Source organism: Stieleria sp. JC731 (assembly GCF_020966635.1).
In the GTDB taxonomy this organism is placed as follows: Bacteria; Planctomycetota; Planctomycetia; order Pirellulales; family Pirellulaceae; genus Stieleria.
Map to the genome: position 1 here is coordinate 1,575,010 of NZ_JAJKFQ010000001.1, position 12,185 is coordinate 1,587,194.

At 53.5% G+C, this 12,185-nt stretch carries 11 protein-coding genes; all 11 read right to left on the minus strand.

Annotated elements, in window-relative coordinates; genetic code table 11:
- Nucleotides 1–50: 50 nt before the first annotated feature.
- The 11 genes from LOC67_RS05305 to LOC67_RS05355 all read right to left on the minus strand — a co-directional run bounded on the left by LOC67_RS05305 (nucleotide 51) and on the right by LOC67_RS05355 (nucleotide 11,389).
- Nucleotides 51–1,043 carry a sigma-54-dependent transcriptional regulator gene (locus LOC67_RS05305; protein ID WP_230261602.1) on the minus strand — a complete coding sequence of 331 codons (993 nt, stop codon included), beginning with the start codon at nucleotides 1,041–1,043 and terminating at the stop codon, nucleotides 51–53.
- A gap of 259 nt (nucleotides 1,044–1,302) precedes the next feature.
- Nucleotides 1,303–3,159: a hypothetical protein gene (locus LOC67_RS05310; RefSeq protein WP_230261462.1), complete on the minus strand. Its 1,857-nt coding sequence runs from the start codon at nucleotides 3,157–3,159 to the stop codon at nucleotides 1,303–1,305.
- Between the two features lie 316 nt (nucleotides 3,160–3,475).
- On the minus strand, nucleotides 3,476–4,006 hold the full coding sequence (locus LOC67_RS05315) for a hypothetical protein (RefSeq protein WP_230261463.1): 531 nt from the start codon (nucleotides 4,004–4,006) through the stop codon (nucleotides 3,476–3,478).
- 30 nt (nucleotides 4,007–4,036) lie between these two features.
- The gene (locus tag LOC67_RS05320; protein WP_230261464.1) at nucleotides 4,037–5,320 is read right to left on the minus strand and encodes a vWA domain-containing protein; all 1,284 of its coding nucleotides are present in this window, start codon (nucleotides 5,318–5,320) and stop codon (nucleotides 4,037–4,039) included.
- Between the two features lie 53 nt (nucleotides 5,321–5,373).
- Nucleotides 5,374–5,811 (minus strand): TadE/TadG family type IV pilus assembly protein, encoded by a 438-nt coding sequence (locus LOC67_RS05325; protein WP_230261465.1) that lies wholly within the window; start codon nucleotides 5,809–5,811, stop codon nucleotides 5,374–5,376.
- Between the two features lie 22 nt (nucleotides 5,812–5,833).
- Complete coding sequence (locus LOC67_RS05330; protein ID WP_230261466.1) at nucleotides 5,834–6,370, minus strand: TadE family protein; 537 nt, start codon at nucleotides 6,368–6,370, stop codon at nucleotides 5,834–5,836.
- Nucleotides 6,371–6,645: 275 nt separating this feature from the next.
- Complete coding sequence (locus LOC67_RS05335) at nucleotides 6,646–7,722, minus strand: mannose-1-phosphate guanylyltransferase (protein WP_230261467.1); 1,077 nt, start codon at nucleotides 7,720–7,722, stop codon at nucleotides 6,646–6,648.
- 52 nt (nucleotides 7,723–7,774) lie between these two features.
- Nucleotides 7,775–8,452 carry a Dabb family protein gene (locus LOC67_RS05340; RefSeq protein ID WP_230261468.1) on the minus strand — a complete coding sequence of 226 codons (678 nt, stop codon included), beginning with the start codon at nucleotides 8,450–8,452 and terminating at the stop codon, nucleotides 7,775–7,777.
- A gap of 227 nt (nucleotides 8,453–8,679) precedes the next feature.
- Nucleotides 8,680–9,444, minus strand: coding sequence for a TerC family protein (locus LOC67_RS05345; protein ID WP_410001118.1), 765 nt, complete (start codon nucleotides 9,442–9,444; stop codon nucleotides 8,680–8,682).
- A 276-nt stretch (nucleotides 9,445–9,720) separates the two neighbouring features.
- On the minus strand, nucleotides 9,721–10,230 hold the full coding sequence (locus LOC67_RS05350) for a 3-hydroxyacyl-ACP dehydratase FabZ family protein (protein ID WP_230261470.1): 510 nt from the start codon (nucleotides 10,228–10,230) through the stop codon (nucleotides 9,721–9,723).
- 121 nt (nucleotides 10,231–10,351) lie between these two features.
- Entirely contained in the window at nucleotides 10,352–11,389 is a 1,038-nt protein-coding gene (locus LOC67_RS05355; RefSeq protein WP_230261471.1) for an acyl-CoA desaturase, read from the minus strand.
- Between the last annotated feature and the right edge of the window lie 796 nt (nucleotides 11,390–12,185).

Genomic DNA, 12,185 nt, shown 5'->3' on the forward strand with positions numbered 1-12,185 from the left:
GAGGACACGAGTGCTGCTTTAATTGATGCTCGATCGGGTCCGTCGATTGTTCAGTCACCAAGACCGTAGTCTTTGATCTTTTTGTGCAGCGTATTCCGGTTCATTCCAAGGCGGGTTGCTGCTTTTGTTTGGACACCGCTGCAGGACTCCAGCACCTGAGAGATCAATTCGCGTTCGACATTGTCGACGACGTTGCGATGGAGTTCTTGTGAGTCGTCACCGGCTTCGCGAATACCTGATTGCACAACCGATTTTGTCAACGCTTTAAAGTTGCGAGGTTGGCCTTCACCGGAGATGGGGTCGGTGTTAAGCGGTTGATTTTCAGTGACACACTTTGGCAGCAGATCGAGAACCAACTCATCGGTTTCCGCCATCACGACGGCGCGTTCGATATAGTTTTGGAGTTCACGAACATTACCAGGCCAGTGGTAGTTTCGTAGCGCGTCCATGGTTCCTGGCCCGATATGAACGACATAGCGATCGTTCAGCTCGTTGTAGTAATCCAGGAAATGCGAAACGAGTGATGGCACATCATCACGGCGCTTGCGCAGTGGTGGAATGTCGATTGGGACGACATTCAGACGCCAATACAAGTCTTCACGGAACCGGCCTGCGCGGACTTCGCCCATCAGGTCTCGGTTACTGGCGGCAATGATTCGGACATCGGTGCGAAGCGTGTTGGTGTCGCCGACCCGTTCGAATTCTTTCTCTTGCAAAACCCGCAGCAACTTGACTTGCAGTGTTAGCGAGGTGCTGTTGATTTCATCAAGAAAGATCGTTCCGCCCTGGGCCGCTTCGAAGCGACCGGTCCGGTTGGTTACTGCCCCTGTAAAGGCACCTCGAACGTGTCCAAAGAGTTCGCTTTCGAGCAAGCTTTCGCTCAGCGCACCACAGTTGACTCGCACAAACGGTCGCCCACTTCGGTGGCTGAGATTGTGCACCGCGCCGGCAATCAGTTCTTTACCGACTCCGGTTTCGCCAAGGATCAAGACCGACGCGTTGCTGACGGCGACCCGTCGCGTCACCCGGTAAACCTCTCGCATCGCTGCGCAATCACCGATGATTCCCGGTAGTGCGGTATCGTGTGGTGTTGTCGCTGAATTGCCAAGCATTTCGTTGGACGTCGATGCGATGGTGGTGGACTCGTCTAGCGGCAGCGCCCGGAAACCCGGTCCACCACAAAGACTATACGTTCATAGAAGGATCACCCGCTCCGCCATGACCCCGCGACGACGTCGCAAATGTCCACGAGCTAATCAGAGAAATTAGCGTTTTATTTCGATCACCGGTACCCGGCGTTTTTTAAGGACGATTCGAAACACTTTGCAGGGCGGTTTGGGCGATTTTTTGGAAGCGAGCTCGATCGCTGACCGAAAGTGGCTCCAGACGCTGTTTCTCTTGCACCTCGGTTAGAACGTCCGAAAATGCCGCCGTTCCACCCGGGATTGGCAGGACGTAGACCGACGGCGTTTGATCGCCACTCCATCGACTTGAGCGGGTTTCTAGCTTTGCGGACTCCACCGCGTCTGGATGAACCGATTGGTCACTGAAGAAAACAATCGGAATATTCCGACCTCGTGGCAACCGTCGGATTCGATCGACCAGCTCGACGGCGGCGGCATCAGCCAATTGAATCTTGCTGACGATCATTCGCAGGTCGCCGCCTTTGGCAACTTCGTGTTCTGCTTGCATCGCCGAGGTGACCAGTCGAACATCATGGCCGAGTTGTCCGAGAATCGCTTCCTGTTGGACCGCGACGTTTGGTCGAGTTTCGATTAATACTGCGGATGAGCGGTCGTTTAACGATGCCATTTCCGAAAACGTTTGGTTGACTTCGCTTGAGCCAGAAAAGTGCGCGTGCCCTTCGTTTTGGATCAATGTCGCGATCAGCTCAGCAGCTTCGTAGCGGATGCGAGGTGTCGTTCCTTCGATCGCGGCGTCGACAAGTGCAGAACGCTTTCCACCGTAGCTATTTAGGGTCTCAGGATCGGCGTCAACGGCTAGAAGTCGGATGAATCCCAAGGCGGCTGCCTCATCGCCACGCGACATGCTTTCACGCAGTCCCGTGGTTAAGCTGCTGGTACTGACAGCTTCGCCGTAACTTGAGGAAACCTGTTGCAGCTGTTCCGGGGTGCCCCAGTCTAAGTCAGCCATCACTCGATAAGTCAGATCGGTGGCTAAGGCTTCTCTCATGATTGCTGGTGGCAATTGGTCAAAACGCCGAATCTGTTGAGCGAGGTCAAATGCTTGGCGATAGCAACGATACAGTTCTGTACTGCGAGTCGCGGCGACCGAAGTCGCTTTGTCCGCGATTGACCAAATCAACACAGGGTTTTGATTGTTGACGCAGCGCTGAGCGTCTTCGCGAAGAATTGCCAATCGATCGGTCATGTATTGGATTGCGTCGGTCTTTGAGCTAACGCCAGTGAAACGCCGCGCGATCTGCCGCTCTGCCTCAGTCGAATTCGTACCGAACTGAGCACCGAGGGACGATAACAAGGCACGTTCTTGATCGGCGAGCGATAAGAACGCGATCAAAGCATTGCTTCGGACATTCGCCGTACCGTACAGAGCCAACTCGCCTACCGCATCGACGGCGTCCTGGCCAAATGTTCGAAGGACCTCGATGACTTTGTTGAAGTGAGATTGAGACAAGCCATGGCCGATTGCCTTTGTCATCTCTGAGATCGCCGCTTGACCACCCTGAAGCAAAACGCGATTGGCGGCGACGACCTTGTCGACCGAATCGGAGTTCAGGTCGGCGATCGCGGCTTGAAGCGTTTGAGCGGATTGATTGGTTTCCTTAAGAGCAGCTGACATTTTGGTCAAAGCGTCTCTTGCGGCATCGGTCATTTCTTCGCGAAGAGAAACTCGAAGCATCATCGTAGGACCAATCGTCCTCGCCGCATCAGCCAAGGCATCGGTTTCGTCCGACTTGCCAATTTCTTCCAGCCAGCGAACTGCTTCGTTCCATGCGCCGACCTGGATCAGGCGACCGACAGCCACGGCTTGTTCGTGCCCTCCCGTGGAGGCGTGCGAAGACAATTGCCGGACCAGTTCATCCGGACGAGTTGGCAGCTCTGTAGCGGTTTGAGCGAATGACAGAGGTGCCCACATCGTGGTGAGCAAGAATGCTGGGGCGAGACGTCGGAACCACATGGGCAGATAAATCAGGTGAAAAAGTGCGACGAGTGCGTTGGGATATCTTAATCGCAACGCAGAAAAGTTGTCGTCTGGTCTCGCAAGAAGGTCGCCAATTAGGGGCAGCGGACCACCTGCCTCGGGGTTTCTGGCTAGTGTTGGCTGGTCGTTAGACGCCAAGTGGGCAGAACCGACGGTCGAAGACCGATCAAGTATAGGGTCAGAATATGGCTGAGGTTCGAATCGTGAAAAGCAGTCCGCGGCATTGTCATCCGTGATGATTCTAAGAAGCCGAGCGGTCCATCGGATCAATCCTAGCCACCCCCGAACGAAGCTAGTGTTTCTGCTTCGAGGGACCGTCCTGGTTGACCTTTTCGAGATCTTCCGCGTATTTCCACTGGATTGTGTCCTTCACGATCCCGTGTTCTTCCGCTTCATGTTTGAGCTCACTGAGAATCGCTTGGCGTTTCTTTTGTCGTTTTTCCCAGTTCTCGACCACTTGTTGATGGTCTGGATATTCGACCGCTTCGCTCTCCGCCTTGCGACGCATGTTGTCTTTGAGCCGTTGGTCGAAAGTCTGTGAGAAGTCGACATATTGGTCCGAAGACATTCGAGCTTCGTACTCAAGTTTGACGTTCTTCGCTTCGACGGCTTCAGCGTTTCCGGTTCGCCTAAACGGTGCGGTGAAGGCGAACGCGAGCAACGTCACCGAAAACAGATAGGAAGCCGCGACCGCGATCAGTCCGGCTTTACTGCGAGGCAAAATTGATCGCCGTTCGTTTTGGATGCTCCGATCAGGAATATCACCGAAGTGCGACTTGCCTGAATCGGAACGCTTACGCGGTGAGTTCGTTGGTTGTGACATGAAAACAATTCCCCGTGCGATTCTTGACGACTATTCGGTCAAGATGGTTGGAAGGTTGTTCGCGATCTCTTCAAAAATCTGCACCAGGTCCGCTCCTGTTGCGGCATGATAGTGCTTACCACCTCCGATCGATGCAATTTCTCGCATCGTCTGCTGGTCGGCTCCATCGCCAAAGGTGACGGTATGGATTGTCAGAAGGTTATTGGCGACAAGTGACCTTGCGATCGGAGCTGCCCAAGGTGATTGGTTTTCAATCCCGTCAGTCATGACCACCATTGTCTTGGCAGCGAAGGGGCGGGCGCGACCGTCGACCAAAGCTTGAATGCCTTCTTGCATTCCTTTCCCAATCGCAGTCCATCCACCGGTGTTGAGTTGATTGACTCGGTTGCGAACGATTTGATGGTTCTTTTCAAGCAGAGTGTCAAGCGAAGCATTGGTTGAATAACTCGCGACGGAGACTTGCTCTTCTTGACTGGTTTTATCCAGTACGTCCAGAAACGCGTTCACCGCGACAACAAGGTCCTGCCAAGGCATCGTCGGAGCCGGTCCGTTGTCGAAGTAGTTTTCCCAGAGGTACTGTTGGTAAGTGACCGAATCGTACCCGGATGCGTAGTAATACTGATATCCACCGTTTCTGTAGGAACGAGTCAGTATGCCTTGTTGATATCCCCAGTAGATCGCTGAACTTGAGAATGGGTTCTCGCCCCTCCCCCAGTCGAAGTTGATTTCGGCCATCGAACCGGAACGATCAAGGATCAACGAGATGTCACGGTCAACCTGCATGGCGACCGAGTCGGATTGTGTTTCAAATCGATCCATGTCCAACAGACCGGGAATGATCAGCGGAACGTTTCCCGATAGTGATCCGCCAAGACGTTTTCCATGAATACGCACGGCACTTGCAACGGTCCCCGTTCGAACAGCGCCGGTTGGGATCTTCTGAAAGTTGTAGCGACTGTTGTAGCCACCTTGTTGAAGTGTGAGCCCAAATTCAATCTCACCGTCGTTGTCACCGGTGCGTAGGCGAAGTGGATCTCCGTTGACGGTGTTAAGTGCTGCTGTCGAAACAGCAGCATCGATGGCGGCATCAACCGTTTGGACTTCACTGAACGCACGACCTGCTGCACGAGCGGCAGCGTCAGTCGCGACGATCAGTTCCGTACGCGTCAGTTGCATGTGTGCGGCATTGATTGCGAATGCCGCTAGAATCGCCAGGATCGGCAGGAAGACCGCGGTCATTCCCATCACGGAACCGCGACGGCGAAGTCCGTTACGTCGATAAGACGATTGTTTGCGAGCGATAGATATATTCATGGTGCTAAAACTTGATCAAAAGAGAAGAGGTCAGCTTCCCCGTGGTTTCACGTCTATTGGTGATAGTAACCGTCGTATCGTTCGGTCTTCATCCGGGCGGTTGTTTCGATCACCGCGTTGGGTAAGAACAAAGGCGCGAACAGGGCGATTTCATTGAAGTCGACTTTGACGTTGACCTCGACAACAGGCGTGTCTTCATTGAGCTCGTTTACATCAACGCTGTAGCCGGTGGTGGTGATCATATCCATGACCTCTTCGGCAGCAGCGATTGCTTCGCCGGAGGTTGCACCGGGAACGATTGCTTGACGAGCGGCAAAGTATGCGGCGTCTTGGGCTAGGTTGCGGATCATGTTCATGCGTGCGAATTCCATGCACGTAAACACGATCACAAAGAACAGGTTGGCGATGATTGCGAACTCCACGATCGCGGCGCCCTTGCGGTCTTTGCGTCTGCGTCGTGATCGTCTTCGATTGGCTATTTGATTCGTCATGGGTGTCTCCATTGATTTGGCACTAGTTGCTGGCCAAATTCTGGTACTCTTTGCGAAGCGTCACCGAAGCGGAGATGTCCATTCCCCCATAGAACACTGATGGGATCAGTAGGTTGCCGTCGCATGGAACGGAAACGGTAAGCGTGACGTTATCCAGCGTATCCGCGGAGGTAAAATCGGGAGATCCGTAGGTGCAAGGATCGCCGGAATACTGGATGTTGCGTTCGTCCAAAAAGGCTTGAACCCGCGAAGTGACATCGCCATTGGTGCGGTCTCGCCCAACACCCATCCGCGCGCCTTCGTACGCTGCCAAGGTGATGGATTCTTTTAAGAACAGCATCGAACAGATATCGATGGTGCCGATCGTTAGTGCGATCAAGGCTGGAAGGCAGATTGCGAATTCGACCGTGGCGACCGCGCGCCGATCGGATCTTCTTCGACGTCCATGCCGCCCGACGCGAACTTGCGTTGCTGAGCCGACTTCGTTTCGGCAGTGGGCATTGCGGCTGGAAGCTTCGCCTCCAGCAGCATGGCGTTTGGAAAGAAACATGACGGTCATGCGGGTTAGTGACTCTTGAGGCGAGGATCTAGGTCTTCGAAAACCTAGCTCAGCTAGCGTCACTAGCACGCAAAAACCGTCATCAATGCAGGCAAAACTACGCCAACTCCGACTGAGTACGGCCACTCAGTCGGAGAAAATGATGCAAAAAAGAAACATCGGTTTCGCCGAAGCAACAGACATGGCTTTGAGCGCGCGTTAGCGCCACATCATTCTGTGGGTCTGGGCGAAGAAGCCATTTCAGACGAAACAATCAGTGCCGAATTCGATCAGCACTAGAGCCGATCGACCCGGTCAGTTTGTTCCAGCAGTTTGACTGCTTCACGAACCCGTTCTTCTGCGCTTTTGGGTGCAACGAGGGTCGCGTCTTTCGTGTGAACCACGATCAAGTCCTCAACGCCGATCGTCACGATTGTATGATCGGCATCGCCAAAGATGATCGAGCCGGTTGTGTCAATCGCGAGGTGGTCACCGACGGCAGTGTTACCCTGCTGGTCCGAAGGATGAAGTCGACCAAGTGATTGCCAGCTGCCGACGTCATCCCAAGAAAAGCCGGCTTCGATGACGACGACATTGTCATAGCTTTCCATGACGGCGTAATCGATCGAGGTTCCTTTGATCGCTTTGAATTCTCGATCCAAAACATCGTCATATTCTGGTGTGCCGATTGCCGCAGCGATCTTTTGAATGTGGGCGAACATTTCTGGTTGGTTCGCTTCGAGTGCGGCCAGGATCGTCTTCGCCTTCCAAAGAAAGATGCCGCTATTCCAGTAGAAGTCGCCCGACTGCAGGTACTCTGTGGCAGTCGCTTGATCCGGTTTTTCTCGGAACTTCGCGACGGCAAACGCGTTTGCGTCCGTTTGAGCTAACTTTTCACCGCGTTGGATGTAGCCGAAGGACTCCGCCGGATAAGTCGGTTTAATTCCGAACGTCACGATCCGAGTTGGATCTTCGTTGACGAGTTCTTCTGCGGCTTTCAGGTCTGCGCAGAATTGTTCGTCCGTCCCAATGACATGGTCCGAAGGCATCACTGCCATGATCCCTTCCGGATCGCGAGCGGCAATCAATGAGGCAGCCAAGCCGATACACGGTGCGGTGTCACGCTTTGCCGGTTCGCCAATCAAGTTAGCGACTGGCAATTCCGGCAGCTGCTCGGCGATCGGTTCCACCAAGATTTCGTTCGTCAAAATCAGTTGACGATCGGCAGGAACCAGCTCGCTTAATCGCTCACTGGTGGCCTGGATCATGGTGTTCGAGCCGGAAAGCGCGAGCAATTGTTTCGGTCGCAGCTTGCGACTAGCGGGCCAGAAGCGGGTTCCACTACCACCAGCCATGATGACGGCATACAACATTGATTGCGTTCAGTTTTGAGTCAGACGAGTTGTCAGCAAGATTGCAATAGACTTACGGGCGTTTGCCCCAGAAGTCCAGCACCCGTACTTTGTCTAGAACCGGTTTTAGTACACCGACGAAGGCTTGGTGGTCCGGGTGAGGCAGATAATTTTTGCGAGCGTTTTCGCTTTCGAACGACACCAAAAAGCAGTGAGTAAATCCGTTGTCATGGCGTTCGGGACTGTTGTTGATTCCCCATTCGAACGCATTGATTCCATCGATCTTGCTTGGCAATGCTGCGAAAGCCTCTTCGACCTTTTGGACGCCTTCTTTTGATGCGTCTTCTTTAAACGCAAAGAACACGGCGTGCAGCAACGGTTCGTCAACTTTGGGTTGTTTGGGATCGCCCCAATAGTCGATCACAAACACCTTCTCCATATGTGGACGCAAGACATTGCCAAACTCTTTGTGTGCCGGGTGTGGCAGGTATTTCGCACGACCGGCTTCATCTTTGAACGAGAGCAGGAAGCAGTGCGTGAAGCCTTCGTCGAGACCTTCGGGGCTGTTGTTGACGCCATATTGAAAATCAACGATCGAATCGATTTTATCCGGCAATGCCGCGAAGGTGTCGACGACCTTTTGAACGTCTTCCTTGCTAGATGAGTCTTTAAAGCTAAAGAAAACCGCGTGTCTTAATAAGCCAGTGGGCTTTTGTGATGGATGGTCTTCAGCACGTAGTGTGGTGGACATGACGGTCGACACGCAGACGGAAAGAATCAGTAATCGGATCATTGGACGACACTTGATGAAAGGAGGGAAGCGAGGCGGGGAATACGACTCGCTTCATGATAGTCGACTGACAAAGCTGCCGCGCAAGGTGGCCCTGGTCTTAGGCGGAATTCTATATCCGGAACACCCGAGCCCGCCGGGACACTGGCGCTCTAAATCGTGCCTGAGAGATCCGGCATTCACGCGGTTTATGACGTGGATTGGTTGCCAACTCGTTCTCGCTGTTTTTGAGCGAGTAGTTTGCGCTGGAAACGCCCCTGCACCACATCGACGACGATCAAGACGACCAAAACGAAGTAGAACGTTGACTTGGCCATCGGATGGACGTGGTATCCGAACAATTGGATCGACGCCAAGTGACCGCCTTCGCTGACCAGCATGACACCGACGATGAACAGGATGAAAAGGCCGAGCACTTCGTACATGCGATTTCGTTTCAAAAACTCCGCGACATGATCGGCTAACCAGATCATTAGCAGTCCGCTAATCACGATCGCCGTCGCCATGATCGCAAGGCTCTTCGTCAACGCCATCGCGCTTAGAATTGAATCAAATGAAAACACTAAATTCATCAGAACGATCAACGCGATCGCTTTCCCGAGGGTGGATTTCTTGGCACCGCCATCGGAGTCATGGTCGATTTCTTCGATCGCCAGAAGGTGATAGATCTCTTTGATGGCGGTCCACAGAATGAATGCCCCGCCACCGATCACGATCAAGCTATGCCCGGAAACGCTGAGCGACAACGCCCTGGAATCAAATCCGAAAAACGGTTCCTGAAGCAACGCAATAAGTTTGACGACCACGAATAGCAAAACGATCCGAAAGACGATCGCCAGACCGATGCCCCACTTTCGGACCTTTGATTGATCCTCCTCAGGGACTCGCTTGCTTTCGATTGAGATATAGAGCAGGTTGTCAAAGCCAAGAACTGCCTGCAGCAAAACCAGCATTCCCAGCGTCATGATTCCGCCGAGCGAAAATAGGCTGTCGGCTGCCATGTCCCCTGCCTTCGCCGCGGCCTCGTGAGTTGCCGCTTCGGCAAACAGCATTCCGAATCCGCTGAAGTCTATCGTCGCAAGTTGATCAATCATCGCAATCGCGGGGTTGAATACGTGGGTTGCAAGTTCACACCATCGGGACCGGATTATGGTGTGGGGCCCAGTGCTTGCTCAACCCGGTGGCAGCGTATTGTCACGGTTCCTGCCGTATTTCCAGTCCAACGACTGCTAGACCTGTGTTCCAACCAATTGGGCGGAAGGAATATTGGCGAGTTGAAAGCCGTTCTTCATGATCGCGTTCCCGTCCTTGATGACGCGGCCGACAAACTGAAAGCAGTTTGCTTCGCGTTCAATCAGTTCGACGACAATCGACAGTTTATCCCCAGGCCGCGCGAAACCTCGAAAGCGTGCATGGTTAATTCGAACCAACACACCCAACGCAAACTCATTCGCGTTCGGGTCGGACGTGTCGAAGTCTTCCATCGGGTTGTGTTCGGCGGCAATCAAAATTCCTGCTGACTGCGTGGTCATTTCCTGCATCATCGCCCCGGGCACAATCGGAGCCCCTGGGAAATGCCCCGGCATATAAAACGCTTCAGCCGCCACGATTGCGGATGTTTCAATTCGATCATGCGAAATCTTTTCGATCGAATCGACCATCCGGTACGGCGTTCGGTGATGAAGATACTGCTCGACGGTTTCGAAGCGGTGCTGATAGTACGCTGGGCTTTCGGGCATGTTTGGGTCCAAATAGAAAACCCGATCGGAACGCATCCGACCGGGCATGAATATTCAACTGTGGTTAGCAGATTCAGCTGGTTCGCCTGATACGATTATCTGGCGAAGGCAACTCTGCTTGCTATGCCGATGCCTGCTCTTCGCGGGCTTTCTTTTCAGCGACGCTGCGATAGTCAACAACATCCCAGACAAGGCCCATGGCACGGAACAGCTTGATCGCTTGCCAGGTGATGTCGAATTCCCACCACTTGTGACCGTGCTTTGCCATGCGTGGGTGTGCGTGGTGATTGTTGTGCCAGCCTTCCCCGTACGCGATGATTGCGACCAACCAGTTGTTGCGACTGTCGTCGGTCGTTTCGTAGTTGCGATAGCCCCACATGTGTGAAGCACTGTTGACCATCCAGGTTGCGTGCAGGACGCCGACCAATCGGACAAACACACCCCAGACAACCAACGAAACCGCCATTTCCATTCCGCTGAAGTAGTAACCAATGCCGAATAGGATGGCACCTGACGCGATGTGGATCGGCAAGAACATGTAGTCCATGATCCGCATGCCGCGAAGCTTGTACAAATCGGGCGCCCACTTTTGTAGGTAGGCTTTGCGGTTACCGTTGTGGGTGTGATAAGCCAACCAGAAAATGTGGCTCCACCAACCGCCATCGTGTGGCGAGTGAGGGTCACCCGGTTGATCACTGTTTTTGTGGTGGCTGCGGTGGTCGGCAACCCAGTCCAGTGGAGTACCTTCGCCAGCTAGGCAGCCGACGCTGGTAAGGACGTATTTGAACCAAGTCGGCGTCTTCATGCCGGAGTGCGTCAGCAGCCGGTGGTAGCAGAGGCAAATCCCGATGCTGCCGGTCAGCCAGTGCAGGCCAATTGCGACTGCGAGTCCTTCCCAGGTGAAAGTAAACGGAGCGACAAACAGCACTACCAAGTGTGCCATGCCCAACCAGCCGATTGCCCACCAAGAAATGTTGGCGGCTCGTTTGCGATCAGAAGCCGGAATTCCCGACAAATTGACAGCGGTGCCCTGATCTTTGGCTTCTAGGGCAACCGCGTCACCAGACACGGCGTCTTGCGCCAATTCCATATCGGGGTATTCGAGACGCTGCGGTTTACCCGTACTCTTCTTTTTGGGGGTTTCAATTACGTTCGCCATCGTGACGGAGTCCGTTGTGGGAGGTCTATGTCTGCCGGCTAGTGCTCGAACCGTGAATGCCAGCAATGGTCGCTTCTCCGAATGAAAAAGCCGAGCAACAATCGGAACGTTGGAAAGTCTACGGATTTGTTGTTCTGTGTCTGTCTCGTGATAGACCAATCCTTGTAACAACGATGTAAAAGATTCTTCAATATCCGTCCACAGAGGGTAATGGCAGTCAGAAGTGAGGGCTGTTCTGCGGCATATGCCCTCAATAGGCAGCTGTTTTTTGGCGGCAATCAGACATGTCGCCCGCACGCCATTGCTCCTGGATCGCTTCTCTGCCAAGCGAAAAACATTTCGATGCTGAATGGGCGCACATCCAGAGGGTCCTGTGTCGACGCGGCCCGCGTCGAGCCCGAAAACCCAAATGTCGAATGTTCGAAAAAGACAATCGACTCTCTGTCCGTGCTGCAAATAGGAATTAGCAGCTGAGTAAATAGCGACAGCTTTGCGACGGTCTTCACCCGGCAAAGTCTACCCAATGCGTCGAACTGGAACGGCATACCCGTTACAGGTCAACATTCGCTTGTTCACCCTCAGAGAAACCGGATCACTGTCCCCAATTTGGTCGATGTTCCGAATTACCGGTGAGAGTCAGTTGTTCTGCTGACTCGACGCTGGCGAACAGGATTGCCGATTGGGCTGAATTGCTGTGGGAGCAACGAAGCCCATTGACGCAAACTTGCGATTTCAAACGACGCGGTTGAGTTTCGGAATTCCTGAGACTCAACCGCTTTTTTTTCGGGATCGATCG